Annotated in this window: 18 protein-coding genes and 1 pseudogene; all 19 read right to left on the bottom strand. The window is 75.1% G+C overall.

The genetic code is table 11. From position 1 onward, the window contains the following. Window position 1: 1 nt before the first annotated feature. Window positions 2–3,217: a BamA/TamA family outer membrane protein gene (locus tag IPO09_04115; GenBank protein ID MBK9516539.1), complete on the bottom strand. Its 3,216-nt coding sequence runs from the start codon at window positions 3,215–3,217 to the stop codon at window positions 2–4. Beyond that, on the bottom strand, window positions 3,214–7,143 hold the full coding sequence (locus tag IPO09_04110; GenBank protein ID MBK9516538.1) for a translocation/assembly module TamB domain-containing protein: 3,930 nt from the start codon (window positions 7,141–7,143) through the stop codon (window positions 3,214–3,216). Before IPO09_04110 ends, IPO09_04115 begins: the two co-directional genes overlap by 4 nt. Window positions 7,144–7,209: 66 nt before the next feature. Next, window positions 7,210–8,118, bottom strand: coding sequence for an AAA family ATPase (locus tag IPO09_04105; protein ID MBK9516537.1), 909 nt, complete (start codon window positions 8,116–8,118; stop codon window positions 7,210–7,212). A 12-nt stretch (window positions 8,119–8,130) separates the two neighbouring features. Further along, window positions 8,131–11,097 carry a tetratricopeptide repeat protein gene (locus IPO09_04100; GenBank protein MBK9516536.1) on the bottom strand — a complete coding sequence of 989 codons (2,967 nt, stop codon included), beginning with the start codon at window positions 11,095–11,097 and terminating at the stop codon, window positions 8,131–8,133. Window positions 11,098–11,261: 164 nt separating this feature from the next. Further along, window positions 11,262–12,665, bottom strand: a complete 1,404-nt coding sequence (accC, locus tag IPO09_04095) for an acetyl-CoA carboxylase biotin carboxylase subunit (GenBank protein ID MBK9516535.1) — start codon at window positions 12,663–12,665, stop codon at window positions 11,262–11,264. 24 nt (window positions 12,666–12,689) lie between these two features. Further along, complete coding sequence (gene accB / locus IPO09_04090) at window positions 12,690–13,211, bottom strand: acetyl-CoA carboxylase biotin carboxyl carrier protein (GenBank protein MBK9516534.1); 522 nt, start codon at window positions 13,209–13,211, stop codon at window positions 12,690–12,692. A 38-nt stretch (window positions 13,212–13,249) separates the two neighbouring features. Then, window positions 13,250–13,822, bottom strand: coding sequence for an elongation factor P (efp, locus tag IPO09_04085; protein ID MBK9516533.1), 573 nt, complete (start codon window positions 13,820–13,822; stop codon window positions 13,250–13,252). Window positions 13,823–13,909: 87 nt separating this feature from the next. Further along, window positions 13,910–14,269, bottom strand: a complete 360-nt coding sequence (locus tag IPO09_04080) for a hypothetical protein (GenBank protein MBK9516532.1) — start codon at window positions 14,267–14,269, stop codon at window positions 13,910–13,912. A 107-nt stretch (window positions 14,270–14,376) separates the two neighbouring features. Then, window positions 14,377–15,069 (bottom strand): hypothetical protein, encoded by a 693-nt coding sequence (locus IPO09_04075; protein ID MBK9516531.1) that lies wholly within the window; start codon window positions 15,067–15,069, stop codon window positions 14,377–14,379. 18 nt (window positions 15,070–15,087) lie between these two features. Next, window positions 15,088–17,899 (bottom strand): annotated as a pseudogene (gene pilQ, locus IPO09_04070) (type IV pilus secretin PilQ). After that, window positions 17,896–18,441, bottom strand: a complete 546-nt coding sequence (locus IPO09_04065; protein MBK9516530.1) for a pilus assembly protein PilP — start codon at window positions 18,439–18,441, stop codon at window positions 17,896–17,898. Before IPO09_04065 ends, pilQ begins: the two are co-directional and overlap by 4 nt. After that, window positions 18,438–19,073: a type 4a pilus biogenesis protein PilO gene (locus IPO09_04060; GenBank protein ID MBK9516529.1), complete on the bottom strand. Its 636-nt coding sequence runs from the start codon at window positions 19,071–19,073 to the stop codon at window positions 18,438–18,440. Before IPO09_04060 ends, IPO09_04065 begins: the two co-directional genes overlap by 4 nt. Before the next feature lie 4 nt (window positions 19,074–19,077). Continuing rightward, on the bottom strand, window positions 19,078–19,698 hold the full coding sequence (locus IPO09_04055) for a PilN domain-containing protein (GenBank protein MBK9516528.1): 621 nt from the start codon (window positions 19,696–19,698) through the stop codon (window positions 19,078–19,080). 2 nt (window positions 19,699–19,700) lie between these two features. Further along, window positions 19,701–20,759: a type IV pilus assembly protein PilM gene (gene pilM, locus IPO09_04050; GenBank protein ID MBK9516527.1), complete on the bottom strand. Its 1,059-nt coding sequence runs from the start codon at window positions 20,757–20,759 to the stop codon at window positions 19,701–19,703. After that, window positions 20,759–21,025 carry a helix-turn-helix transcriptional regulator gene (locus IPO09_04045; GenBank protein MBK9516526.1) on the bottom strand — a complete coding sequence of 89 codons (267 nt, stop codon included), beginning with the start codon at window positions 21,023–21,025 and terminating at the stop codon, window positions 20,759–20,761. The genes pilM and IPO09_04045 overlap by 1 nt, the downstream gene beginning before the upstream one ends. Window positions 21,026–21,171: 146 nt before the next feature. Continuing rightward, the gene (locus IPO09_04040) at window positions 21,172–22,533 is read right to left on the bottom strand and encodes a sigma-54-dependent Fis family transcriptional regulator (GenBank protein ID MBK9516525.1); all 1,362 of its coding nucleotides are present in this window, start codon (window positions 22,531–22,533) and stop codon (window positions 21,172–21,174) included. 9 nt (window positions 22,534–22,542) lie between these two features. Continuing rightward, on the bottom strand, window positions 22,543–24,735 hold the full coding sequence (locus IPO09_04035) for a hypothetical protein (protein MBK9516524.1): 2,193 nt from the start codon (window positions 24,733–24,735) through the stop codon (window positions 22,543–22,545). Next, window positions 24,732–25,844 (bottom strand): two-component sensor histidine kinase, encoded by a 1,113-nt coding sequence (locus IPO09_04030; protein ID MBK9516523.1) that lies wholly within the window; start codon window positions 25,842–25,844, stop codon window positions 24,732–24,734. Before IPO09_04030 ends, IPO09_04035 begins: the two co-directional genes overlap by 4 nt. 7 nt (window positions 25,845–25,851) lie before the next feature. Beyond that, window positions 25,852–26,688, bottom strand: a complete 837-nt coding sequence (locus IPO09_04025) for a prepilin peptidase (protein ID MBK9516522.1) — start codon at window positions 26,686–26,688, stop codon at window positions 25,852–25,854. Between the last annotated feature and the right edge of the window lie 299 nt (window positions 26,689–26,987).

The following is a 26,987-nucleotide window of genomic DNA, read 5'->3' as shown; positions in this document are numbered from 1 at the left end:
CTCAGAACAGCCCGATGGTGAAGTGCGGCGCCACGATGCGCTCGTTGAGGCTCCGGTCGGGCGCCAGGTTGACGCCCAGGTCCAGGGCCGCCGGCCCCACCGGCGTGACGAAGCGCAGCCCCAGCCCGGCGCTGGGGCGCAGGTCGAGCAGCCGGTAGCGCGACGGATCGAGCCACAGGTTGCCCAGGTCCAGGAAGAGGCCGGCCTCCAGGCTGCCCGCCAGCACCACCCGCAGCTCCGCCTTGAGGAGCAGGAAGGCCTCGCCGCCGTCGGAGGCGGCCGTCCGTCCGGCCGCCAGGTCCTGGCCGCGCTGGGTGCAGCCGGCGGTGGAGAGCGAGCTGGCGCAGTGGCGCGCCTCCTCCCCGAGCCCGGCGCGCTGGTCCTCCGGCACCATCTCCTCCTCGGCGAAGCCGCGGATGGTGGAGGCGCCCCCCAGGAAGAAGCGCTTGGGGATGATGGTGCGCGAGCGCGCGTCGAGGGGCACCACCCGCCCGCCGCGCACCGACAGGGCCAGCACCGTGGCCGAGCCCACCGGCAGGTAGCTGGAGGCGCTGGCCGCCAGCTTGACCAGGTTGGTGTAGGTCTCGCTGCCCGGCAGGAAGAGGAACGGCCGGCCCGCCGAGCCGATGGAGTGGGCCAGCTCCGCCGAGCCGGTCACGTACCAGCCGCGGTGCGGGTGGGCGGCGTTGTCGCGGTAGTCGAGGGTGGCGCTGGGCCGGATCGAGTGCAGCGTGGTGGTGCCGTCGTCGAAGCGCAGCCGCTCCTGGTCGGCCTGCGTCAGCACGCCCCCGGTGGCGGTCTTGTCGATCTGGTCCACCTCCAGCTCGTACTGCAGCGACAGCGAGACCCGGCTGGTGACCGCCAGGTCGGCGCCCAGGATGGACGAGACGCGCGCCAGGTCGTAGCTGCGGCGCCGCAGCCGCTCGGCGATCAGGTCGGCGCGGCCGGTGACCGGCAGCGGCAGCGGATCGAGGCGCGGGATGCGCAGCCCCACGTCGGCGCGCCCCTCGTAGGTGTTCTTGGGGCTGACCCCGGCCAGGTCCGGCCGGAAGGTGGAGAGCGGGTAGTTCACCTTGGCCCGGCCGGTCAGCTCGAGCGCCCGCCCCAGCAGGTTGGGGCGGCCGTACTCCAGGAAGAGGCGCGGGCCGTCGGCGATGGAGAAGCCGGCGCCGGGCGCCAGGTACTGCCAGGGGCGCTCGCCCAGCTCCACCAGCAGGTCCTTGACCGGCTCGGGCGTCTCGGCGTCCTGCAGCCGCAGCCCCACCGAGCGGAAGACCCCCAGGCGGAGCAGCGCCGCCTGGCTGCGGGCCATGGCCGCCGGGTCGTGGACCGCACCCTCCTCCACCTCCAGCGACCGCCGCACCACGTCGTCGCGGGTGCGCACGTTGCCGGAGACCAGGATGCGGCCCAGGTGCACCCGCGGCCCCTCGTCCACCACGAAGCGCAGCTGGGCGCGGTGGGCCACCGGATCGAGCGCCTCGTGCGCCTCCACCCGGGCGTAGGCGTGGCCGCGCGCCAGGTAGCGCTCCAGCAGCGCCACCCGGGTGGCCTCGACCCGCTCGTAGACCAGGGGATCGCCCGGGCTGAGCCGGGCGTCCTTGACCAGCTCCGCCAGCGGCACCTCGGCGTTGCCCTCGAAGCCGATGGACTCCACGGTGGTGCGCTGGCCCTGGCGCAGCCGCAGGGTGGCCCGCGCCTCGCCCCGCCGGGCGTCGAGCTCGGCGGTCCAGCCGACCAGGACCGCCTCCAGCCACCCGTCGGCGCGCAGCTCCTCCACCACCCGCTCGGCGGCGCGCTCCAGCGCCACCTCGTCGAGGAAGGCGCCGACCGGCAGCGGCGGCGGGGGCTGGCGCGGCGGCCGCACCCCCGGCACCGAGGCGGCCAGCAGGCGGGCCCGCTCGGCGGCGTCCCCGGCCGGCGCCGGCGCCGCCTCCTCCAGCAGCGCCTGGCGCAGCCGGGCGCCCAGCTCGGCCCCGTCGGGGTGCTCGGCCCCCTCCCACTGCAGCGCCACCAGCCGGTAGCGCCGCCCCTCGTCGAGGTGGAAGGCCACCTGCAGGTCGTCGCCGGCGCGCTGCTCCACCACCTCGACGCGGGCGGTGGCGTAGCCGCGGGAGCGGTAGAACCCGCGCACCCGGTCGGCGGCGGCGTCGAGGGCCGGGGCGTCGAAGGCGCGCGCCGCGTCCAGGCCGAGCTGGCCGGAGAGCTCGGCCGAGGTGAAGACCAGGTTGCCGCGGAAGACCACCAGCACCCGCGGGCCGGGCTCCACCGGCAGCTCCACCACCGCGCCGGCCTCGACCTGCCGCACCACCGGCGCGCCCACCCGGGCCCGCCAGCGGCCGGCCTGGTGCAGCGCCTCGCGCAGGGTGGCCTGGTCCGCCGCCAGCCGCTCCTCCTCCAGCACCGCCCCCGGCCGGAGCGACAGGCGCGCCAGCAGCCCGGCCTCCTCCGCCCCCGCGCCCGGGAGCGAGAGGCGCGCCACCCGGGTGGCCGGCCCGGCCCGCGCCAGGAGGGTCACCGCGGCCTGCCGGTCACCCACCACCTGCACCTCCACCTCGGCGGCGCGGTGGCCCCGCTTGCGCAGGGCCGCGCGGATCCGCTCGCAGGCCCGCTCCAGGTCCACCTCGTCGATGGGCTCGCCCGGCGCCAGCGCCGCGGCGCTGCGCAGCGCCGCCTCGCCGAGGGGCGAGGGGCCGTCCTGCCGCACCGTGAGCTCGCCGAGGAGCCGGTGCGGCAGGCAGGTGATGGTCAGGTCCACCCAGGCGCCGTCCTCGCCCGGCGGCGCCGGCGCCTCGACCTCGCTGATGACCACGTCCCGGCACAGGCCGGCCTGGTGGAGCCGGAGCGCGGTGCGGCGCAGGTCGCGCGAGGTGACCCAGCCGCCGCGCACCACCGCCACCAGCGGCTCGGCGCCGGCCGGGGCCTCGCCCGGGGGCAGCACCAGCGTGATCTCCGCGGCGCGGCGCGGCTGGTGCGGCGGCAGGGGCGGGAGGGTATCGGTCGGGGAATCGGTCGGGGTATCGGTCGCGGTCGCGGTCGCGGTCGCGGTCGGGGTCGAGGTCGGGGTCGAGGTCGCGGTCGGGGTCGCGGTCGGGGTCGCGGTCGGGGTCGGGGTCGGGGTCGCGGTCGGGGTCGGGGTCGCGCCCGGCTCCTGCCCACGCGCCCCGCCGGCCGCGATCGCCAGCAGCACCACCAGCGCCGCCCGCCTGGGCGCCCTCACTCGGACCACTCCCAGCGCAGCTTCAGGTCCACCCCGTGGTCGCCGCCGTCCACGTTGGCGTTGTCGGTGTCGTACTGGTACTGCAGCGCGGTGTGGGCCCCCAGGCGCAGCTCGGCCTGGGCCCGCTGCCCGCGGGCGCCGGCCAGCGGGGCCTGGAAGCGCAGCCGCAGCCGGTCCTTCCAGGCCCAGGACTCGAACTCGGCGCGCGGCTCGACCTGCTGCGAGCGCTCCGCGTAGACGCTGGTGATGCGCACCGAGATGTCGCGGAGCGGCCCGCCCCGTGGCAGGAAGCGGCGCACCTGCTCGTCGAGCCCGGAGGCGGCGAAGATGGCCTGGGCGGCCGCGGCGGTGGCCAGCCCCTGGGTGCCGCTGCCGGTCGGCGTGTCGCGCCGGGTGAAGCCCACGCTGAGCAGCGTGATGATGTCCGGCTGCGACAGGGGCGGGCTGCTGGTGAGGGTGGCCTGCGGATCGGTCATGCTGCCGAAGAGGTGCAGGAACACCTGGTAGTCGGCCACCCGCGCCTCGCCGTGCACGTTGAGCGCCATCTCCACCTTGTGGCGGTCGGTGAAGTCCACCACCGCGTGGGAGAGGCCGAACTCGTTGCCGCGGAAGACGGCGCGGCTCCCCTCGGTCATGACCAGGGAGCCCACCAGGCCGGGGGCCGCCAGGCTGCCGGTCAGGCCGAGCTCGCCGCGCATGCCGCCGCGCACCAGGTCGTTCTCCACGCGGGCGTCGCCGTCCACCAGCAGCGCCACGTCGAAGCGCAGCCACTCGCCGGCCTTGTCGTAGGCGCGCGGCGGCGGCGGGCGGCGGCGGCGCAGCTCGTACATGTTCTTCTCCAGCCCCACGTCCTCGGTGTAGCGGGCCCTGAGCACGTGCAGCCGGCCGGTCACCAGCGTCTCGTCGGGCGTGCCGCTGGCCTCCAGCCGGCCCGAGAGCAGCGCCGGCAGCGAGGCCGGCACCGCCACCGGCACCTCCTCGAGCAGCCCCTCCACCCGCAGGCGCGCCGGCACCAGCCGGTCCAGCTCCACCTCGCCGGCCAGCGCCAGCCGGCCCCCGTTGACCGTGCAAGTCAGGTCGTCGAACAGCACCTTGTTCTGGGAGAAGGTCAGCGCCCCGGCCAGCTCCTCGAAGCTGGCCTGGCCGCCGCGCAGCGCGAAGCCGGCCTCCTCCAGCCGCCCGTCGCCCAGCAGCAGCGGGGCCGCCGAGGTGCCCCCCACCCGCGCCTCCAGGCGGAGCCGCCCATGGGGCCGCCGCAGCGCGGGCAGCGCCCCGCCCAGCAGCCGCAGGTCGAGCGAGCCGGAGGCGGTGAGCTCCAGGGCGCCGGAGGCCGCCACCGCCCCCGCCACCGAGAGCTCGGTGTTGGCGCCGCGGATGGCGAACTTCTCCACCTCCAGGCGTCCGGCGTCGAAGGCCAGCGCCACCGGGGCGGCGTTCTCGAGCCGCAGCTCGGCGTGGCTGACGGTGACCCGCGAGAGGTCCACCCGGCCGCGCGCCGCGCCCGGGTCGATGAGGTCGCCCTCGGCGGTGGCCAGCCCCACCACCGCCGCGCGCAGGCCGGCCGGCGGGCCGCCCGGCCAGAGCCGCGCCGCGTCCTCCAGGTCGAGCTCGGCCCGCGCCCGGAACGGCCCGCGCCCCTCCAGCCGGGCCTCGCCGGAGAAGCGCGCCCCGTCGGCGCCGCCGGTCACCAGCAGGCGGGTGCCGTCCACGGTGCCGCCCAGCTGCACCGTCCCGAGCGCCCCACCGGCCACCGTGAGGGCGTCGCCGTTCAGGGCGAAGCGGACGTCCGGCGACTCGAGGCTGCGCGCCAGCGTGGCGGTGCCGGAGACCGAGCCGCCCCACGGCCCGCCCGGCAGGTCCAGGGCGGCGGCCGGCACCCCGGCCAGCGCCACCTCCAGGTCCCAGGGGAAGGGCGCCGCCAGCCCCCACCGCCCGGTGGCCCGGGCCGTGCCCGGCCCGAAGGCCAGCTCCACCTGGCTGAAGGTGGCCAGGGCGCCGCCGGCCAGGTGACCGGCCACCTTGCCGCCCTCGAAGCGGCGCCCCAGCAGCGTGCCCGGCCCGAGCCGCCCCTCGAAGTCGGCGTCGGGCGCGGCGGCCCGCCCGCTGGCCCGGGCCGAGAGCTCGACCACCTGCCCGTCCAGGGCGTCGCGCAGCACCTTGGTCCTGGGCAGCCAGTCCATCACCGCGTCGAAGAGGTCGCGCAGCCGGCCGGCCGCGCTGAAGCGCGAGGCGGTCAGCCGCACCGGCTTGGCCCCCAGGTCCACCGTGGCGAAGCCCTGGTAGCGCGTCTGCCCGCGCTGCCCCTCGATGCCCGAGAGCCGCAGGCTGAAGTCGGGGCCGTAGGCCAGGTCGGCGGTGGCGCTGCCGAGGTCCACGTCGAGGAAGCGCAGCCGCTCGGTCCGCACCCGGGCCTCGGCGCGCGGGTTGGCGTAGGGCGCCGCGCCCACCCGCGCCGTCACCTGGGCCCGGCCGGCCCACGGCAGGCCGGCCACGTGGCCCAGGGCGTCCAGGTCCACGTCGGCGCTGGCCCGCACCTCGAAGCCGCGCGCCACCGCGAAGTGCACGTCGGCGTCCAGCTGGGCCGAGCCCTGGCCCACCTCGAGGCGCGCCTGCTCGAAGAAGATCCCCTCGCGCCGGATGCGGAAGGGGGCCACCAGCCTCCCCCGCTCGAACTCCAGGAAGGTGAAGGCCTCCGGCCCGGCGTCGCGCCACGGGCGGTTGAGGGCGCGGAAGCGCGTGGCCTTCAGGTCGAGGCGCGCCTCGATGGCGGTGGGCCAGACCGGCCCGGACAGGTGGCCGCCGCCGTCCAGCCGCACCGACACCCAGGCGCCCGGCACCGCCACCCGCTCCAGCAGCTCGCCGAGCTCCACGTCCTCCACCGTGACCTCGAGGTCGAGCGGGACGTCGCGGCGCAGCAGGACGTCGCCGCGAGCGGTGAGGCGCCCCCCGGCGAAGGGCAGCTCGAGCTGGTCCACCGCGATCCGGTCGCCCAGCCAGCGCCAGGCGCCGTGCCCGGCCCCGGGCGCCACGTCGTGGCCGTGCCGCAGCCGCTGGAAGGCCACCGTGCCGCCCACCGCGGGCGCGCCGGCCGGCCCCTTCACCGTGGCCTCCACCTGCAGCTCGCCCTGCCAGGGGGCGGCGTCGGCCCCGGCCAGCGCCACCAGCGCCGGCAGCGAGCCCTGGGCCGTGGCGGTGAGGTCCAGCACCGGGTGGCACAGGTCCCGCACCTCGCCGCGCAGCCCGAGGCGCGCCCCGCCCACCAGCGCCTCGGTCCGCGCCAGCACCACCCCGGAGAGGTCGAGCGCCACCACCCCCTCCACCGCCGGCCGCACCACCCGCCAGCTGCGCTGGCCCAGCCGCACCGAGACCTCCCCGGCCGCCGCCGCCACCCGCAGCCGGCGCGGGTTCGGCCCGAGCCGCCAGCCGCCCTCCGCCTTGCGCGCGTCCACCGCCAGCGCCGCCACCTCCACCCGCACCCCGCCCGGCAGGTCCAGCGCGGCGGCGCCGTCGGCCACGGTGAGGCGCGCCACGTCCAGCCGGTCCAGCAGGGGCGGCGGGCAGGCGCCACCGCCCTGGCCGGGCGGGACCACCAGGGTGAGGCGCGGCCGCACCAGCGAGAGCTCGGCCAGGGTCAGGCGCCGGCCCAGCCCCTGCACCGGGGACAGCCGGGCCGAGGCCGCCGCGGCGGTGAAGAGGGGGGCCTCGGGCGGGCCCAGGGCCAGCCCCTCCACCGCCAGCGAGAGCGAGAACGGGTCGAGGTGGCAGGCCGCCACCGCCACCGGCAGCCCGGTGGCCGCCGCCACCCGCGCCGCGGCCAGGGCGCAGACGCGGTCGCCGGCCCACCGCGTGCGCAGGCCCAGCAGGGTGCCGGCCAGGAGCGCCAGCACCACCAGGAGCGACAGGAGGGCGAGGCGGCGCTTCTTCACGTGGGCGGGGGGCCCCACCGCGCCCGACCGTCGCGGAGGCGGCGGGCGGGCGGCGGCGGGAGGGCGTCAGCGGGTGAGCGACTCGAGGTAGCGGTCGATGTCCGAGAGATCGATGCGGGGGCGGGCCGCCGCCGGGGCGTCCTCGGCGGGCGGCGGCGGGGCCACCTCCAGGCCCAGGTCGCGGGCCACGCGGTCCACCGCCCGGTCGTCGATGTCGCGGGCCCGCGCCACGAACCCCTCGAAGAGGGCGTTGTCGCACAGGGTGTTGATGAGCCGCGGCGTCCCGCGGCTGTGGGCGTGGACCCGGGCGATGGCGGCCGGCAGGAAGGGGACGCGGGTGGCGCCGGCCAGCCGGAGGCGGTGGCGCACGTAGGCGTCGGTGTCCTCCTCCTTGAGCGGCTCCAGCCGGTACTTGAGGGCCACCCGCTGCGCCAGCGGCAGGTCCAGCTTGAGGTTCTCCTCGATCTCCGGCAGGCCGAAGAAGACGAAGGAGAGCAGCTTGCGCTCCGGCACCTCGAGGTTCAGCAGGCCGCGGAACTCCTCCATGATCTCCCGCGAGGCCAGCATCTGCGCCTCGTCGATGAGCACCACCGCCTTCTTGCCCTGCTCGTAGATCTTCACCAGCCGCTGGTAGAGCTGCGACAGCAGCGCCAGCTTCTCCTCGGCCGGCGCCTCCACGCCCAGCTGCAGGGCGATGCGGCGCAGCAGCCAGCTGGCGGTGATGCCGGAGTGGATGATGACCAGCAGCGCCGCCTCGTACTCCTCCTCCGGCAGGCTGTCGAGCATGCGCCGCGCCAGGGTGGTCTTGCCGGCGCCGATGTCGCCCACCAGCACCGCCAGCCCCTTCATGTTGGAGACCGCGTGGGTCAGGCGCATCAGCGCCTGCGCGTGCTGCGCCGAGCCGTAGTAGAAGCGCGACACCGGCGCGTTGGAGAAGGGCTCCTGGTTGAGCTCGTAGAAGTCGAGGTAGGTCACGCGCTTCCCGTCCTAGAGGTATCCGATGTTCTTCTTCGGGCCCGGCGTGGCCGGCGCCGCGGGCCGGCCCGGCCCCGGCGCCGCGCCCCTGGGCGGGGTGGACGTCGGGGGCGGGGCCTCGTCGGAGGGCGGCCGGCCCGGGCCGCCGCCCAGCGCCGCCGCCCGCGCGCCGGCCTGCCGGTAGCCGGCGTCGAGGCGCGCCACCTTCTGCAGGTACCAGAGCGCCACCTCCGGCTCGCCCAGCGCCTGGTGCGCCTCCCCGAGCTCGAAGTGGACCGCCTTGGACGACTCCTTGCCGAGGTAGTCGGAGCGCAGGGCGCGCCGCAGCGCCTCGACGGCGTCGCGCGGGCGCTGCTGCGACATGCGGCACATGGCCACCATGGAGAGGCAGTCCACCTCCTTGCGGCGGTTGGTGCCCTTGAGCGCGGTCTCGAACTCGTGCACCGCGTCCTCGAGCAGCCCCATCTCCTTGTAGGCGATGCCCAGGTCGTAGTGGGTCTCGGAGTCCTCGACCTTGACGGTCTCGGCGATCCCCTTCTTGAAGAGGTTGAAGACGTCCTCCACCGAGTACTGCGCGTCGTCGTCGGGGACGCCCGCCGGCTGGCCGTCCAGCTCCTCCATCAGCTCCTTGCCGATGTCGAAGGAGGCGGCGCCGTCGCTGGAGTGGTCCACCAGGTCCGGGCTGGCGCGGTAGGAGCCGAGGTCGTGGCCGGCCTGGGCCGGCGCGGCGCTGGTGGGGGGCGGCGGCGCGGCCGGGGCGGGGCGCGCCGGGGCGGCCTGGGCGGCCTGGCGCCGGTCCAGGGCGGCCAGCCGCTCCAGCACCCCGCGGTGCCGGGCGTAGAAGGCCGCCAGGTTGGCGAGCGAGTCGCGCGCCTCGTCGAGCAGCCCCTGCTGCACGAAGAAGTCCACCTCCTCGAGCTCGTCGGTGAGGTCCTCCTCCTCCTCCTCCTCGGCCGCCTGCGCCGCGGGCGCGGGCAGCTCGGGCAGGTCGGCCGGCGCGGTGATGACCGGCGCCGGCGGGGGCCCCAGGTCGGGCGCGTCGAGGTCCAGGTCGAAGCCCGCGGCCACCTCGGCGGCCACCTCGGCGGGCGCCGCCGCGGGCGCCGCCCCGGGCGCGGCGTCCACCGCCACCGCCGCGTCGGCCAGGGCGTCCTCCAGGTCGGCGTCGAGCAGCGCCGCCGGCTCCAGCTGGAACGGCACCGGCTCCTCGACGATCTCCTCGGGCGCGTCGGCCGCCGCGGCGGCGGCCTCGGCCAGCTCGTCGTCGCCGAACCCCGACGACGGCGCCAGCTCCAGCTCGGCCTCCTGGGTGACGTCCAGCGCCGGGGGCGCGCCCACGGGCTCGTCCTCCAGGCCCGCCACGCCGTCGCTGGCCACCGCCAGGGCCAGCGCCTCGTCGTCGAAGGCGGCCGATCCGTCGTCCGCCAGCAGCACCTCGCCCGCCTCCCCGGGCTCCCCGGGCTCCTCGGGCAGCAGCGGCACCGGGTCGAGCGCCGGGAAGGGCTCCAGGTCGGCCTCCTCCACCAGCGGCAGCGCCTCGTCCTCGGCCGAGGCGGGCGCGTCCAGCTCGAAGACCGGCTCCTCGGCCGGCAGCTCGGCCTGCTCCTCCGGCACCTCCACCAGCTCCTCGACGTCCTCGTGCTGGAGGCTGATCTCCTCGGTGCTGCCCAGCGCCTCGCCCAGCTCGCCCAGGGTGGCGTGGCCCGGCGCCAGCTGGCGCAGCCGCGCCAGGCCGTCCTTGGCCCGGTCCGGGGCCTGCTTCAGGATGGCGGCGCGCACCGCCGCCTCGGCGGCGCGGGAGGCCTCCTCGTGGCGGCCGGCCGAGGCGTGGATCTCGCGCACCCGCTCGTGGGCCTCGAAGCACTGGGCGTCGATGGCCAGCACCTTGCGCAGGTGGTCCAGCGCCTTCTCCAGCAGCCCGTACTTCAGGTAGACGTCGGTCTCGGTGAGGAGCTTGGGGATCTGGTCCGGCGAGGCGGCCGGCGGCGGCGGCGCGGCCTGGGGCGGCGGCGTGGGGGGCCTGGCCTGGCCGACCCCCGGGGGCGGGCCGGCCGGCGGGGCGCGCGGCGGGGCGGGCGGAGGCGGGGCCTGGGGCAGCGACTGCAGCGCGTCCGGGTCGTCCGGGGCCAGCTCCTGCACCTTGCGCCAGGTGGCCCGGGCGTCCTGGGTGCGCCCGCGCTCCTCGTGGACCCGGGCCAGCTCCTTGTAGACCTGCAGCTGCTTGGTGGTCTGGCCCAGCTCGCGGAAGGCCTGCGCCAGCAGCGTCAGGGTCTCGACGTCCTTGCGGTCCTTGCCGAAGCAGACCTGCAGCTTGGAGAGGGCCCGCTTGGTGTCGCCCCGGGCCAGGTGGAGGTTGGCCAGCTCGCGGGCCAGCGCCAGGTCGTCGGGGGCCAGGGTGGCGACGCGCTCCGCCACCTTGAGGTACTCGTCGGCGCGGTTGTGCTTCTTCAGGTAGTCGGCGGCGCGGCGGAAGTGCTCCAGCGCCGCGGGGGCCTGCCCGCCGCGCTGGTAGAGCTCGCCCAGCTTGATGGAGCTGGCCACGTTCTCCGGGTCCAGCTCCACCATGCGCCGCAGCACCTCGAGCAGCCGGGCGTGGTCGCCGGCCTTCTCGTAGGCCTGCGCCATGAGCTGGTGCTGGGCCATGGCGTCGCTCAGCAGCCCGAGCTGCTGGTAGAGGGCGGCCAGCCGCTCGTTGACCCGCACGTCGTCCGGGTCGAACTTGACCACCTGCTTGTAGACCGCCACCGACTTGAGGAAGAAGCCCTGGTCGGCGTAGGTCTCGGCCACCTTCTTGAACGCGTCGGCGGCCAGCCGGTCGTCGCCCTTCTTCTGGTAGAGCTCGCCGACCTTGAGCAGGACGCGCACGTCCCTGGGATCCTCCTGGAGGATCCGCTCGTAGCTCTTGATCGCCTTCTCGTAGGCCCCCTTCTGTACGAGCTTGGTGGCCTCGGCGATGATCTTGTTCTTGTCGACGGCCATCGGACCGAGGGCTTCTCCCGGGGCGTGGGACGGGCCCTTCGGACAGCGCGGGCGAACCTCCGGACGCGCCGGCACGGACCCTTGGGGGTGCGGTCAGCGTAGTGCAGGCCTTGCGGAGGGTCAAGGCCGGAACCCCCCGACAGGCGGGGGGTTTTCCGGGTTTCTCAGCCCGCCTTGGGCGCCCCGGACGGCTCCGGAGCCGGGGGGGCGGCCGGGGCCGGGGGCGCCGGCGGGTTGAGGATCTGGTCGACGATGCGGGTGTCGTACTTGCCCTGCACGAAGGCCGGGAAGGCCAGCACGCGCTTGTGGAAGTTGATGTTGGTCTTGATGCCCTCGATGACGTACTCGTTGAGGGCCCGCATCATCCGCTTCAGCGCGATCTCGCGGGTGGCGCCGGTGACGATGAGCTTGGCGACCAGCGAGTCGTAGTAGGGCTGCACCTTGTACTGCTCGTAGGCCATGGTGTCGACGCGCACGCCGTAGCCGCCCGGCTGGTGGTAGCCGGTGATGCGGCCGGGCGACGGGGCGAAGGTGACCGGGTCCTCGGCGTTGACGCGGCACTCGATGGAGTGGGCCAGCGGGATGATCGACTCCTGGGTCCGCTCCAGCTTCTCGCCGGCCGCCAGGCGGATCTGCTCCCGCACCAGGTCGAGCGCGTACACCTGCTCGGTGACCGGGTGCTCCACCTGGATGCGGGTGTTCATCTCCATGAAGTAGTAGCGGCCCTTCTCGTCCATCAGGAACTCGATGGTCCCGACGTTGTTGTAGCGGATCGAGCGCATGGCCTTGAGGGCCACCTCGATCATCTCCTTGCGCAGGGCCGGCGAGACGGCCGGGCTGGGCGCCTCCTCGATCATCTTCTGGTGGCGGCGCTGCACCGAGCACTCGCGCTCGCCCAGGCAGATCATGTTGCCGTGCTCGTCGGCCACGATCTGCAGCTCGATGTGGCGCGGCTCCTCGACGTAGCGCTCCAGGTACATGGAGCCGTCGCCGAAGGCGGCCAGCGCCTCGGTGGAGGCGGTCTCGAAGGCCTTCTGCACGGCCGCGCCGTCGCGCACGATCTTCATGCCGCGCCCGCCGCCGCCGGCCGCCGCCTTGAGGATGACCGGGTAGCCGATCTCGTTGGCCAGCTGCTCGGCCTCGGCGGCGTTGGCCAGGAAGCCGCGCGCCCCGGGCAGGAGCGGCAGGCCGGCCTTCTCGGCGGCCTCGCGGGCCGCCACCTTGTTGCCCATGAGGCGCAGCATCTCGGGGCGGGGGCCGATGAACTTCAGCCCCATGTTGACGACCATCTCGGCGAAGTCGGCCCGCTCGGAGAGGAAGCCGTAGCCCGGGTGGATGGCGTCGGCGCCGGTGACGTCGGCCGCCGCCAGCAGCGACCGCACGTTGAGGTAGCTCTCCTTGGAGGGCGGCGGGCCGATGCAGATGGCCTCGTCGGCGAAGCGGACGTGCAGCGACTCCGCGTCGGCGGTCGAGTGGACCGCCACGGTGGAGATGCCCAGCTCCTTGCAGGCGCGGATGACCCGGAGCGCGATCTCGCCCCGGTTGGCGATCAGGACCTTCTTGAACATGTGGGCGCCCTCGCTGGCCGGGGGCTAGCCCGGCACGATGCGGAAGAGCTTCTCGCCGAACTCCACCGGGGTGGCGTTCTGCGCCAGGATCTCGGCGACCGTGCCGTCCACCTCGCACTCGATCTCGTTCATCAGCTTCATGGCCTCCACGATGCAGAGCACCTGGCCCTTCTTCACCTTCTGGCCCACGTCGGTGAAGACCGGCGAGTCGGGCGAGGGGGCGCGGTAGAAGGTGCCCACGAACGGCGAGCTGACGTAGACGCCGGGGGCGTCGGCCTTGGCCTCGGCCTTGGCGGCGGCCGGGGCCGGGGCGGCCAGCGCGGCCAGCACCGGGGCGGCCACCGGGGCGGCGTGGAACACCGGCGCCGGGGCCGCGATGGGCGTCACGGTGCCGCGGCGGATGACCACCTTCTCGGCGCCGCGCGTCCAGGCGATGTGGGTCACGTCGGTCTTCTCGACCAGCGAGACCAGCTTCTTGACGTCCTCGATGGAGAAGCCTTCGAGAGCGGACGGCTTGGCGGAGGGCTTGGGGGGCTTCACGGCCATGCGGGGGCTCCTGTCGCTGACGTGGATGGGGAGGTGGACTAGCCGTTGACGCGGGTGAGGTACTCGCCGGTGCGGGTGTCGATGCGCAAGAGGTCGCCCTCGTTGATGAAGAGCGGCACGTTGACGCTGTAGCCGGACTCGAGCTGGGCCGGCTTGGTGGCGCCGGACACCGTGTCGCCGCGGACGCCGGGATCGCACTTGGCGACCCGCAGGTCCATGGCGTTCGGGAGGGTCACGCCGATGGCCTTCCCGTTGAAGAACATGATGTGCGTGGTGGTGTTGTCCTTGATGAAGTTCTTGGCGTCCCCCATCTGCTCGGCCGTCAGGAACGTCTGCTCGTAGTTCTTGTTGTCCATGAAGTTGTAGTGCTCGCCCTCGCGGTAGAGGAACTCCATCTCCCGCTCCTCGACGTCGGGCTTGCCCACCACGTCGCCGGACTTGAAGGTCCGGTCGATGGTGCGGCCGCTGATGAGGTTGCGGATGCGGGTCCGCACGAAGGCCGAGCCCTTGCCGGGCTTGACGTGCTGGAACTCCACGATCTCCCAGGGGTCGCCGTCGATCTCGATCTTGAGGCCGCGGCGGAACGCCGAGGTGTCCATGCTTTCGCCCATCGCCTGTCCTGCGCTTTCGTGTGTCGGTGAGGGTGGACCGCGCCGGCGGGGTCGGCCCGGGGCCGCCGCGGGGCGCGGAGGTGGCCGCTACAGCTCCTGCCTCAGCCTGGGCACCATCACCCGGAGCATGTAGCGGGCCTTGCCGAAGTTCCCGTCGGGCCGGAGGGCCACCACCAGGAAGTACTCGGGGGTGACGGCCCGGGCCACGGTCAGCACCTTGTCCGTCTGGATGCAGAGCTCCGCCACGTCGCCGGCCTGGTGGGTGGCCGCCGCCTCCCGGGCCAGCCGGAAGAGCGAGGAGTACTCGATGAGCAGGGAGGCGAGGTCCAGCCCGCCGCTCTCCACCAGGTGGGTGTCGACCTCGATGCCGTCCGCGCCCATGAGGGAGCAGGCGATGGCGCCGTCGACGCTGCGGACAACTTCCTGGAGGTGTTCTCGAAAGCCCATGTCGTGCCGCTCCGCGTCGTAAGTCCTCGAAAAGACGAGGACCGCGGTGCGAGGCGGGCCGTTTCTAGCCCGCTCGCGCGCGGTCCGTCAAGGCTGGCTGGCCGGCGTCAGGGCGCCGCGGGGGCCGGGCCGCAGGCCACCACCGAGCTCTGGCGGGCCTGCGGGCAGCTGCCGAGGTAGGTCGGGTTGGCCGGGTCGCCGCAGGCGATGCCGGGGAGGAGGGCCGGGTCGGGGAAGAGGCCGTCGTTCAGGGAGGCCTCCACCTTGAAGTCGCCGGTCTCGAAGTCCTGGCCGTCGCCGTAGCTGCCGTAGGCCTTGATCTCGATGGTGACGTCCAGGATGTCGGCGCCGGCGATGGCGCCGGACAGGGTGGTGGCGGCCGCGCGCGGGATGAGCGGCACCAGCAGCACGGCGGTCCCGCCGCCCGGGTTGATGGGGTGGCTGCTGATGGGGACGTCCAGCACCGGCAGGGAGGCCGTGGCGGTGGAGATGGTGATCTTGAAGCCCTTGACCACGGCCCAGGCGGTCTCGGTGCCGCCGGACCGGTCGGCGTTGGAGGGGCGGGCGTTGTTGACCTGGAGCGGCCAGATGAGCGGGCCGTCCACCGCCTCGCTGGCCACGTCGGCCTCGAGGCGCCCCAGCACCAGGGAGGCGCAGGCGGCCGGGTAGGCGCACAGGCCGCCGGCGGTGGGCGTGGGCGGGAAGCACAGGCCGTAGAGCCGGACGGAGGCGTCGTTGGCGACGCAGCCCGACCCGGCGGCGGCGAGGGCGGCGAGGAGAGCGAGGGCGCGGAGGTTCATGGGCGTCTTCCCTGGAGCCTACCCGCCGTTGGCGACGGTGGTCGCCTGGCGGTTGAGGATGCGGGGGGTGATGAAGATGAGCAGCTCGGTGTGGTCGTCGCTGTCCGCGGTGGTGCGGAAGAAGTACCCCAGGATGGGGATCTTGCCGAAGAAGGGGACCTCGCTGCGGCGGTTGGAGGTCTGGCGGGTGTAGATGCCGCCGATGACGGTGGTCTCGCCGTCCTTCACCAGCACCTCGGTCTCGGCCTCGCGCTTGGAGATGGAGGGCTGGCCGTTGGCGCCGGTCAGCTGCGGGTTGGGCGCGTTGTTGGTGGCCTTGATCTTGAGGAGGATGGAGCCGTCGGCCGAGACGTGCGGCGTCACCTTCAGCTCCAGCTTGGCCTCGATGAAGGTGGTGTTCACGCCCGAGGCGGAGGTCTGCGAGAAGGGGATGGAGATGCCCTGCCCGATGATGGCCTCGCGGTTGTCGATGGTGGCGATCTTGGGGGCGCTGATGGTCTTCACCACGCCGTTGTTCTCGAGCGCCGAGAGCCGCAGGTTGAGGTTGAAGGCGCCGCCGGCCGAGCCGAACACCAGGCCGATGCCGCCGCCGGCCCCCTGGCCGATGGCGGCCGGCAGGTTGACGGCGTACTGGGGCGCGGTGGCGGTGCCGACGGTCGGGCCGCCGCCGGCGCCGCCGGCGGCCGAGGCGATGTTGGGGAAGGCCAGGCCGGTGGGGTTGCCGAAGGCCTGGCTCAGGGAGGCGTTGCCGCCCCACTGCACGCCGATCTGCTTGTTGAAGTTGGTGGAGGCCTCGACGATGCGGCTCTCGATGAGCACCTGCGGGATCTCGGTGTCGAGGTTGCGCACCAGCCCCTCGGCGCGCACCAGCGCCTCCTGGATGTCCTTGACGATCAGCACGTTGGTGCGCTCGTCGGTGGAGACCGAGCCGCGCTCCGTCAGGACGTCCTTGATGCGGCCGGCCACGTCGCCGGCGCGGGCGAAGTTGACGGGCAGGATGCGCACCTTGAGCGGGATGAGCGGCTTGCGGGCCTCGGCGGCCTTGGCGATGGCCTCCTGCTCCTTGGCGATGTCCTCCAGCTTGGCGATGCGCAGGATGTCGCCCAGGTCCTCGCGCCCCAGCCCCTTGGTCTTGAGCACCAGGTCGAGGGCCTGGTCCCACGGCACGTTGCGCAAGGAGACGGTCACCTTGCCGCTCACGTCGTCGGCCACCACCAGGTTCTTCTTGGAGACGTCGGCGATGAGCCGCAGCAGGTTGCGGATCTCGATGTCGTGGAACTCCAGGGTGATGCGGCGGCCGGTGTAGGTCTTCTTCTGCGGCGCGCCGGCCACGGCGTAGGCGGGCGCCTCGCCGGTGAAGCCGGCCGCGGCCACCTCGGCGCGCGGCGCGCGGGGCGCGTCGGCCTGGGCGGCGTCGGTCTCGGTCAGCACCACCGTGGGCTCGGCGCCGGCCGGGGCCGCCTCGACGAAGGACCAGGAGAGACCGGCCCCGCCCTCGGCCAGGGCGTCGGAGGCCTGGCCGCGCAGGGTGGCCACCACCTTCACCTGGCCGGTGGCCGGCTGGTTGAAGGAGGAGACCATCAGCACCGGGCCGCCGAAGGCGCTGGTGTCCAGCGAGCGCTCCAGCCGCCGAGGCAGCTCGGCCCCCTCGAGCGAGAGGACCACGGTGCGGGCGTCGGGGCGGGTGATGGTGGTGCGGGCCTTGCCGGTGAGCTCGATGCGCGAGGCGCCGCCGGCGTGGCTGAAGGTGAGGTCGGTGATCTGGGCCAGGGCCGGGCGGGCGGGTGCGGTCGCGGTCGCGGTCGCGGTCGGGGTCGCGGTCGGGGTCGGGGTCGGGGTCGGTGTCCGCGCCGCCGCCAGGACGGGGGTCGCCACCGGCTTCACGGCGGCGGTCGCCGTCGCGGTGGCCTTCACCGGCGCGGCGGCGCGGGTGGTCACGGCGATGCCGCCGGCCACGCGCTTCACCTGGTAGTCGGGCAGCGCGCCGGCCACGTCGAGCACCACCCGGACCTTGCCGGTGTCCCGGCCGAAGCGGGCCTGGGCGAAGGCGCCGTCCAGCTTGACGGCGCCGCGCGGGGCCTTGGCCACGCCCATCAGGTCGAGCGCCAGCCGGGGCGGGTTGGTGAGCTCCAGGATCTCGATGGTGCCGACGTCGCCGTCGGTGGAGACCAGCAGCCCCCGCCTCTGCGACTTCACGCCGGTGACCGCCAGGGCCGCCTTCTTGACCGGCGCCTCGTCGGTGCGCCGGGCCACCACGTTGTCGGTGGGGACGGCAGCGGTCGGGGTCGGGGTCGGGGTCGGGGTCGCGGTCGGGGTCGGGGTCGCGGTCGGGGTCGGCCGCGTCGGCCTCGGCGGCCAGCGCCGGGGTCAGGGCGGTCTCGGCCAGCCGCATCACGCCGGGCACCGGGGCGCTGGCCTCGGCGGGCGCGTCGGCGGCGAGCACGCGGACCACCACGGCGTCGCCGCGCGGCGCCACCTCGTAGCGGCGGGCGCCGTCGAGGGCCACGATGACCCGGCCCACCGCGCTGCGCTCGTCCTTGTACTGGGCCGTCGAGACCCCCAGGACGCCGCCCTTGCCCACCTCGATGGGCGCGCCCACCCGGGAGACGTCGGCGCCGGCCAGGTCCACCACCAGCCGCGGCGGGTCCTGGAGCTTGAAGACGGTGTAGGAGGGCGGGCGGGTGCCGCGGATGGCGAGCTCGACCGCCCCCTCCCGCTCCGTCACGTCGATTCCCTGGATGGCGTTCTGGTCGGCGGCGCGCGCCGGCGGGGCCATCGCGAGGGCGCCGGCGAGCGTGAGGCCGGCGAGGCGCTGGAGGTGGTTGGTCATGGCTGCTCCTCGAGGTTGAGCGGCTCCCGCTTGGGGAGACCGAGGACGGTCTGGGTGCGATCGCGGGTGCCGTCGGCGCGGATGGCCCACTCGGCCACCACGATCTCGCCGGTGCGGACGGCGGACACCGTGCCGCCGTTCTTGCCGATGCAGGCGCCGCGGCGCACCGAGTAGCCGACGCCGGAGGGGGCCTGGACCATGGCGATGGGGTCCTCCAGGCCGGTGATGACGGCCACCAGCTTGAGCTGCTCCAGCTCGTAGCGGCCGAGCGGGGTGGCGCAGCGGGTGGCCAGCGCGCTGCCGGCGCCGCGGGCCTCGGCCAGGAAGCTGCGGAACGGGTCGCGCTTGCCCACCGAGGAGTAGGACCACTCGGCCTCGGCGGCCTGGCCGGCGGCGGCGGTGGCGGCCGCCGGGGCGGCCTGGGCGGCCGGGGCGGCCGGGGCGCGGGCGGCCGGGGCGGCCGGCCTGGGCTTGTCGCCGCAGGCGGCCAGCGCGGCCAGCGCGGCCAGGAGCAGCGCCAGCGGGAGGCGGGGGGCGGTCACTTGGCCCCTCCCTTCTTGACCGGCTTGCCCGCCGGGGCGGCCTTGGGCTCCACGAACATGAAGGTGGTCAGCAGGAACTTGGCGCTCACCACCACCTTGCCCTTCACGTCCTTGGGCGCGTCCAGCGAGATCTCGCTCACGTTGACGATGCGGCGCAGCCGCCCCAGCGCGTCGAAGAAGGTGGCGATCTCGTGGAAGCTGCCGGTCACGGTCATGGGGATGGGGATGCGGGCGAAGAAGCCCTCGGACTTCTCGGCCTGCGGCTCGATGGTGTTGATCTCCAGGCCGGCCTTCTGGGCCCGGTCCTGGAAGAGCTGCAGCAGCTCGTCGATGTTCTTCTGCTCGGGCAGCTCGGCCAGCGCCTCCTCCAGCCGCTGCTCCAGCAGCTCCTTCTCCTTGCGGAAGCGGTTGAGGTCGTTGGCGATGGCGGTCTTCTCGATGAAGTCGCGATCCAGCTGCTCCTGCTCCTTCTGGACCTTCTTGACCTTGGCCTCCATGGCGGAGATCGAGTCGCCCCACGGGATGGCCACCACGAAGTAGTTGAGGGCCGTCAGGGCCACCAGCACGCCGGCCACCACGCCGACCTTGGCCCCGAGGGGCGCCTTGGCGATCCGCTCGATGAGCTTCTCCATGGCGCTACCCCTTGCCCTTCGGCGCCGCGGCCCCGGCCGCGGCCTCCGGGGCGACCCCGGGCGCGTACTGCACCGTCGCGTTGATCTCGAAGTTGACCAGCTTGTCGCCGCCGCCCCCGGCGGCGGCCGCCGCGGTGGGGGTCACCGCGGTGGTCTTCTTGAGCTCCACCTGGCTGAAGTACCTGGAGGTCTTGAGGGCCGTCATGAAGGCCGAGACGTCGTCGATGGAGAGGGCCGAGCCGGAGAAGGTCACCGCCCCGCCCTTCTCGATCATCTTGGCGAGCCAGAGCTGGCGCGGGGTGATGGTGGCCACCTCGTCGAGCACCCGCACCGGGCCGCTGCGGCCGGCCTTGAGCCGGTCCAGCACGTCCAGCTTCTGCTGCAGGGCCTTCTGCTGCTCCTTGATGTTGCGGACCTCGCCGATGATGCGCTCCAGCTGGGCGATGTCCTCCTTGGTGCGGGCCAGCTTCTGCTGGCGCACCTTGAGGTCGCTGGAGCGGCTGGCCTGCCAGATGAAGTTACCGGCCAGGCCGGCCACCAGCAGGACGGCGAAGATGGCGAGCTGCTGCTTGCCCGCTTCCTTCTTCTTCGAGACCCGGACTGGGAGGAGGTTGATCCGGACCATGGTCACTTGTCCCCGGGGCGGCGCAGGGCGAGGCCGACCCCCACCGCCACGCTGGGCGCGGCGGCCAGGATGGCCGCCGGGTCGAAGCGGCGGTTGTCGACCTCGATGTTCTTGAAGGGGTTGAGGATCTCCACCGGGACCCCGGCGCGCGCCTCCAGCACCTTGAAGAGCGCCGGGATGCGGGCCGTGCCGCCGGACAGGTAGACCCGGGCGATGCGGCTGTCGGCGGCGGTGGCGGCGTAGAAGTCGAGCGAGCGCTGGATCTCGCCGGCCAGCTGCTCGGCCACGCCCTGGATGACCCGCTCCACCTCCTGGGGCACCACCGCGTCGGTCTCGCCCTGCCCGCCCACCTTGAGCGCCTCGGCCTCGTCGTAGGAGATGTTGAGCTGCTTCTGGATCTCCTCGGTGAAGGCGTTGCCGCCCATGGTGATGTCGCGGGTGAAGGTGGTGGTCCCCCGGGAGAGGATGTTGATGTTGGCCACCGCCGCGCCCACGTTGATGAGCACCACCGTCTCGGTGGGCGACAGCTCGTAGTTGGCCTCGTAGGCGTTCTGCACCGCGAAGGCGTCCACGTCGACCACCGTGGCGGTCAGGCCGGCCTCGGCGCACACCGAGGTGTAGTCGTTGATCATGTCCTTCTTGGCGGCCACCAGGAGCACGTCCATCTGGCCGGCGGCGTCGCCCTCGGGCGTCAGGATCTGGGTGTCGATGTTGACGTCCTTCACGTCGAAGGGGATGTACTGCTCCGCCTCCCACTGGATGGACTCGTCCAGCTCCTCCTGCGTCATGCGCGGCAGCTGGATCTTCTTGATGATGACCGAGTGGCCCCGCACCCCGATGGCCACCTCGCGGGTCTTGACCTTCTGCTGGGCCACCAGCTCCTGGATGGCCGCCACGATGGCGGCCGAGTTCATCAGGGCGCCGTCCACGATGGCCTCGGGCGGCAGCGGCGCGGTGCCGAAGGCCTGCAGGGCGTAGCCGCCCTTGCGCTCCTTCAGCTGGATCAGCTTGACGCCGGACGACCCGATGTCCAGGCCGACGGCGAGCTTGCTCTTCGCCATTAGGGCCGCCCTCCCCTCTTGCCGCCGCCGAATACCTTGGCCCGGTCGACCGGGGTGAGCCCCAGCGCCAGGATGATCTTCCGCTTGGTGTCCACGCGGCACTCCTGGCCGGACTCGATGCGGGCCACGGTGAGCGGGGACACCCCCGCCTTGCGCGCCAGCTCGGCCTTGGTGAGCAGCTGGTCCTCGCGGAGCCGCTGCACGTTGTTGGGCGCGAGGCGCGAGGCCTCGACGCTGGTGGCGCTCTTCACGGGACGGGGAGCCATGCGGGGGTCACGCTACGCGATCGCTCGCGCCGGGATCAAGAAAGCGGACGGCCTCGATATCAGGCCATGTAGGTGAGTGATGCCTCTTTGATAGCTCACTACGTGTCATGAACCGTCTGTGGATGATCAGCCAGCCTCGCCGGGACCTACTCCACCCCGTAGTCCTTGATCTTGTAGAGGAGCGCCCGATAGGAGAGCTCGAGCAGCTCGGCGGCCCGCCGGCGGTTGCCGCCGGTGCGGGCCAGCGCCTCCCGGATCAGCCGGTCCTCCAGCGCCCGTGTCCCACGCTTCACCGACAGGTCGCCGGCCGGCGGCGCCGCGCCCCCGGCGGCGGGGGCCCGCACCGCGTCGGGCAGGTCCTCCTCGCGGATCTCCGGCCCCTCGGCCAGCACCACCGCCCGCTCCACCGCGTGCAGGAGCTCGCGCACGTTGCCGGGCCAGCGGTGGGCCTCCAGCGCCGCCAGCGCCTCGGCGGTGAAGCGCAGGCCCATCAGGTCGGGGCGCAGCGGGGCGAAGCGGCCCAGGAAGTGGCCGGCCAGCGCCGCCGCGTCGCCCGGCCGCTCCCGGAGCGGGGGCAGCCGCACCCCCACCACCGCCAGCCGCCAGTAGAGGTCCTCGCGGAACTGCCCGGCCCGGACGCTCTCCGGCAGGTCGCGCGCCGTGGCCGCCACCACCCGCACGTCCACCTTCACCGAGCGGGTGTCGCCCACCGGCCGCACCTCCTCCTCCTGCAGGAAGCGCAAGAGCTTCACCTGCAGCGGCAGGGGCAGCTCGCCGATCTCGTCGAGGAACAGGGTGCCGCCGTCGGCCTCCAGGGCCAGCCCCTTCTTGGCGCGCACCGCGTCGGTGAAGGCGCCGCGGACGTGGCCGAAGAGCTCCGACTCGAGCAGCTCGCCGGGGATGGCGCCGCAGTTGACCGCCACGAAGGGGGCGGCGGCCCGCGGCGAGAGGTCGTGCAGGGCGCGCGCCACCAGCTCCTTGCCGGTGCCCGACTCGCCGGTGACCAGCACGGTGGTCTTCTGCGGCGCCACCTTGCGCACCTGGCGCAGCGCCGCCTGCAGCGCCTCCGAGGCGCCCACCACCGCGTCGGCGCCCACCTGGCCGGAGAGCTCGGCCCGCAGCCGGCGGTTCTCCTGCGCCAGCCGCTGCCGCTCCTCGGCCTTGCGCAGGCAGAGCAGGACGTCGTCGGGGCGGAAGGGCTTGGGCAGGAAGTCGTAGGCGCCGGCCTTCATGGCCTCCAGGGCCGCCTGGTGCGAGCCGTAGGCGCTCATGACGATGACGGTGGCGCCGGGCTGCCGCTCCTGGATGGCCCGGGTCAGGGCGATGCCGTCCATGTGCGGCATGCGCACGTCGGTGAGCACCAGGTCGTACTCGCGGGCCGAGAGCTCCTTGAGCGCGTCCTCGGCGCTGGCGACGGCGCGCGCCTGGTAGCCGCGATCGGTGAGGATCACGGTGAGCAGGTGGCGCATCGACGCTTCATCGTCGACGACGAGGACGGCCCGGAACACGGCGGCACCTTACCGCGGGGTCGGGCCCACCGCGACGAACCGGCCGGCGCGCACCGCCGCCTCCGGCACCTGCTGCGCCGCCGGCGGCGCCCCGGGCACCAGGAGCCGCCCCTCCGCGGTGGTCACGCTGGCGGTGGCCAGCCCGGTCGGCAGCGGCACGGTCAGCGCCCAGCGCCCGTCCGGCCCGGCGTCCGCCCAGGCCCGCCAGGTGTGGGCCCGGCCGCGCGCCGTGAGCGGGATCTCCAGCACCACCCGGGCTCCCGGGGGCGCCTGGCCGGCCAGCCGGGCGCCGGCCACCCGCTCGTAGCCCCACAGCACCGGGATGGTCCGCTCGATGCCCACCACCGTCCGGGTGGCGGCGAAGCGCGCCAGCAGGTGCTCGGCGTGGCGCACCGAGAGCGCCGGCACCCCCGACCCGGCGATGAGCAGCGGCGCCGAGGGGGCGCTGGCCAGCCAGGCCAGGTTGTAGCCCCGCTTCTCGAACGGGATGGCGGCGGCGGCGCTGGTCACCCGGCCGAAGAGGTTGGCGGCCCCGGCGAAGACCACGCCCACCCGGCGGCGCGAGAGCAGCTCGAGGAGCTCGGGCTCGGCCACCCGGAAGGCGCGCTCGGCGTCCTCGAAGGCGCGCGGGTCCGGGTAGGAGCCGAAGCCGTTGGCCACCACCGGCCGGCCGGCGATCACCAGCGCCTGGTTGCCGAGGTCCCACGGGGCCAGCACGCCGGGCGCGGCCGGATCGACCGGCCAGCCCCGGAGGTCGAGCGCCGCCTCGACCGCGCCGTCGGGGAGCGGATCGGCCGGCTGGCGCGGCACCGCCGTCATGCGCGGGTCGATGAGCAGCAGCGCGGCGGCCGCCAGCGGCAGCCCCGCGGCCAGGCGCGGGTGGGCGCCGAGGCGCGCCCCGCCCCAGGCCAGCGCCAGCCCGAGGGCCACGCCGAGCCACGGGGCCGCCACCCGGCCGAAGCGGGCCTGCAGGAGCGCCAGGCCGAAGGCGGCCGCGAGGAGCCAGCCCACCCCGGCGGCGCGCCGCCACCCGGCGGGCGCCAGCGCCGCCACCGCCAGCGGCGCCGTGAGCGGCAGGAGCAGGCCAGGCGAGGCCAGGTAGCGGTAGACGGTGGCCGCGGTGGCGCCCGAGAGACCGCGCCACATGGGCTGGAACTCGTCCACCCGGGCCAGCCAGGGGTCGCGGCGCAGGAGCCAGCCGCCCAGGCCCGCCAGCCCCTCGCCCGTGAGGGCCGGGGCCAGGAGCGTGAGGCCGCCGGCCAGCACGCCGAGACCGCCCGCCACGCCGAGCCGCCGCCAGGGCGGGCCTGCCGGGACGAGCCGGGCCGAGAGGAGGCACGCCCCGAGCGCCAGCGCGGCCAGCAGCAGCAGCGCCGGCTGCAGCCAGGAGGGGAAGCCGAAGGACCAGGCCCGGCCGTGCTCCGCCACCAGCGGCGCGGTGCCGGCGGCCGCCAGCAGGGCGCCCAGGGCCAGCCCGGGCGCGCCCGAGCCGAGGAGCCGCGGCCGCGGGGTGGCCAGCACGGCGCCGGCCAGGAGGGGCAGCACCAGCGCCACGTAGAGCGGCGAGCCGCTGAAGCCCAGCACCGCGCCGCCGGCCAGCAGCGCCCCGGCGGCCTCGAAGCCGAGCCGCGCCCGGCGCGCCCGCCCCTCCCCGGGGTCGGCCAAGAGCGCCCACCAGCCCAGCCCGAGCAGCGCCAGCCCCTCGACCACGTGGTGGTCGACGATGCCGAGCACGCTCGAGGCCACCGCCGCCGGCGCCAGCGCCGCCACCAGCCCGGCGGCCAGCGCCGCCGCCACCCGGGTCGGCCCCTCCCCGGCCAGCCGCCAGGTCAGCTCGAAGGTGAGCGCCACCAGGAGCAGCGCCAGCCCGAGGTGGAGGAGGCTCACCGCCAGCGCCCCGCCGCCCGGGTGGACGGCCTCGCCGGCCATGAGCGCCACCGCCCCCAGGGCGTCGAAGCCCGCCGCCCAGGGGATGGCGCCGCCGTCCGGCCAGGCCAGCAGCGGGTCCACCGCCGGCGGCCGCGGCCAGCGCTCGGCCGTGAGGGCCATGCGCCTGAGGTGGTAGAGGGAGTCGCTCTCGGCCGGCAGGAAGGTGCCGGGGGTGAAGCCGTTCCCGGAGGCGGCCAGCCGGGCGCCGAGCGCCACGGCCAGCACCAGGGCGGCGGCCAGCCACTTCCCGAGGCGCGGCGCGGCGGGGCTCACGGCCCTGCCACCCCCAGCCGGAGGGTGAGGCGGGCGCCGCCGCCGGGCGCCTCGCCCGCCTCGATGGCCCCGCCGAAGGAGGCCATGATGCCGTGGCAGACCGCCAGCCCGAGGCCGGTGCCCTGCCCCGGCTCCTTGGTGGTGAAGAAGGGGTCGAAGACCTGGGCCCGCCGCTCGGCCGGGATGCCGGGCCCGCTGTCGTCGAGCGCCACCACCACCACCCGCCCCTCGAGGCGGGCCGACACCCGCACCCGCCCGCGCCCGCCGGTGGCGTCGCCGGCGTTGAGCAGGAGGTTGAGGAAGACCTGCGAGAGGCGCCGCTCGTCGGCCAGCACCGGCGGCAGGTCGGGCGCGAGGTCGCTGGCCAGGTCCACGTCGCGGAAGCGCTCCTGCACCCGCGCCAGGCGCACCGCCGCCGCCAGCGCGTCCGCCAGCGACACCGGCCCCAGGTCGAGCGCGGCCGGCCGGGCGAAGTCGAGCAGGTCGCGCACGATGGCGTCGATGCGCCCCGCCTCGGCCACGATGCGCGCCAGGTAGTCGTCCACCAGCGCCTGGTCGGCGCTGCCGTCGGCCTGCTTCATGCGCGCCAGCTCGGCGTAGCCGGCGATGGCGCCCAGCGGGTTGCCCACCTCGTGCGCCACCCCGGCCGCCAGCCTCCCCACCGTGGCCAGCTTCTCGGAGCGCAGCAGCCCCTCGCGCGCCTCGGCCAGCTGCCGGTTGGCGGCCTCCAGCTCGGCCACCTTGGCGGCCAGCCGGGCCCGCTCCTCGGAGAGGGCCGCCGCGGTCCGCTCGAAGGCCAGGGCGAAGCGGCCGAGGCCGCCCGAGGGGGGCTCGCCGTCGGGCCCCAGCGGCGACAGCCCGTCGCCGGCCGAGAGCCGTGTGGCGGCCTCCACCAGCCGGTCCAGCGGGCGCCCCACCGCGCGGAAGAGGAGCGCCGCGCCGCCCAGGGCGCTCAGGGTGGCGGCGCCGATGGCCAGCGCCACCAGCTGCCCCGGCCCCAGCGCGCGCGCGGCCAGGAGCGGCAGCCCGGCCACCAGCAGCGCCGCCAGCCCGGTGGCGGCGGCCGCCGCGGCGATGACCAAGAGGTGGAGCCTGAGCCGGAGCCGCACGCGCGCCTCAGGGCGGGAGGAAGACGGCCAGCCCCGGCACCCAGGCCGCGATGGGGCCGGCCAGGAGCAGCCACTGCAGCGCCGCCAGCGCCAGGAAGGGGCCGTAGGGGATGTGGTGCGGGTCGGGCGTCCAGTCGTCGTCGGCCTGCGGGGTCGGCTGGCGCGCGCCGAGCCGGCGGCGCCCCAGCAGGATCAGCCCCACCCCCACCGCGGCGCCCTGCAGCGAGGAGAGCAGGATGACCGGCAGGAGGCCGCGCCACCCCAGCCAGGCGCACAGCCCGCCCAGCAGCACCACGTCGCCGAAGCCCAGGGCCTCCTTCTTGAAGACCTTCTCGCCGACCAGGTGGATGGCGAGGAAGAGGCCGCCCCCGGCGCCGAGGCCGATGGCCGCGTCGCCGAGCGAGCCGGCCGGGGTGAGGCCGAGCGCGCTGGCCAGGAGGCCGAGCAGGGCCAGCGGGATGGTGAGGACGAAGGGCAGGAGCCAGGTGTCGAGGTCGATGAAGGCCAGCGCCACCAGCAGGGCCTCGAAGGTGAGCTCGGCCAGGGCCGCCGGCGAGAGACCGTGGCGCGCCACCGCCAGGCCGGCCAGCGCCGCCACCAGCGCCTCCACCAGCGGGTAGCGGGCGCTGATGGGGGCCTTGCAGCCGCGGCAGCGGGCGCGCAGCAGCACCCAGGAGAGGACCGGCACGTTGTCGTACCAGGCGATGAAGGCGCCGCAGCGCGGACAGGCCGAGCGCGGGTGGACCACCGAGCGCCCCTCCGGCACCCGGGCGATGACCACGTTGAGGAAGCTGCCCACCACGGCGCCGAGCAGGGCCCCCCAGCCGATGGCCAGGTCGCGGATGAGGGGGGTCTCGAGGGGGAGTTCCACGGGGGTCTCGCGCCGCGGCGGGCGGGCCGGCGGATGATCGGGCCCGCCGCCCCGGGTGTCAAAGTTCGCTCGCCGCCAGGCGCCGCCGCAGCCGGCGCGCCGCACCCTGGAGCCTCCCCGGCGACGGCCTCCCCCCAGATCCGGGGGTGGGCTGACAAAATTCGTCACCCGGCAGACCCTGCCTCCCCATCCTCGTCAGGTCGGACAACCCCCACCACGCGTCGATCCAGGCGGTTGCGGGATCGGCGGGCTGGCCCGCGCCGTGCATTTGG

This window comes from Anaeromyxobacter sp., assembly GCA_016718565.1.
Taxonomy (GTDB): domain Bacteria; phylum Myxococcota; class Myxococcia; order Myxococcales; family Anaeromyxobacteraceae; genus JADKCZ01.
This window is presented reverse-complemented; position numbering and strand designations above follow the sequence as displayed.

Excerpts from the sequence above, each read along its gene's own strand:
- accB (MBK9516534.1), bottom strand. The coding sequence starts at position 13,211 with ATGGCCGTGAAGCCCCCCAAGCCCTCCGCCAAGCCGTCCGCTCTCGAA.
- IPO09_04100 (MBK9516536.1), bottom strand. The coding sequence starts at position 11,097 with ATGGCCGTCGACAAGAACAAGATCATCGCCGAGGCCACCAAGCTCGTA.
- accC (MBK9516535.1), bottom strand. The coding sequence starts at position 12,665 with ATGTTCAAGAAGGTCCTGATCGCCAACCGGGGCGAGATCGCGCTCCGG.
- IPO09_04045 (MBK9516526.1), bottom strand. The coding sequence starts at position 21,025 with ATGGCTCCCCGTCCCGTGAAGAGCGCCACCAGCGTCGAGGCCTCGCGC.
- efp (MBK9516533.1), bottom strand. The coding sequence starts at position 13,822 with ATGGGCGAAAGCATGGACACCTCGGCGTTCCGCCGCGGCCTCAAGATC.
- IPO09_04080 (MBK9516532.1), bottom strand. The coding sequence starts at position 14,269 with ATGGGCTTTCGAGAACACCTCCAGGAAGTTGTCCGCAGCGTCGACGGC.
- pilM (MBK9516527.1), bottom strand. The coding sequence starts at position 20,759 with ATGGCGAAGAGCAAGCTCGCCGTCGGCCTGGACATCGGGTCGTCCGGC.
- IPO09_04055 (MBK9516528.1), bottom strand. The coding sequence starts at position 19,698 with ATGGTCCGGATCAACCTCCTCCCAGTCCGGGTCTCGAAGAAGAAGGAA.
- IPO09_04060 (MBK9516529.1), bottom strand. The coding sequence starts at position 19,073 with ATGGAGAAGCTCATCGAGCGGATCGCCAAGGCGCCCCTCGGGGCCAAG.
- IPO09_04075 (MBK9516531.1), bottom strand. The coding sequence starts at position 15,069 with ATGAACCTCCGCGCCCTCGCTCTCCTCGCCGCCCTCGCCGCCGCCGGG.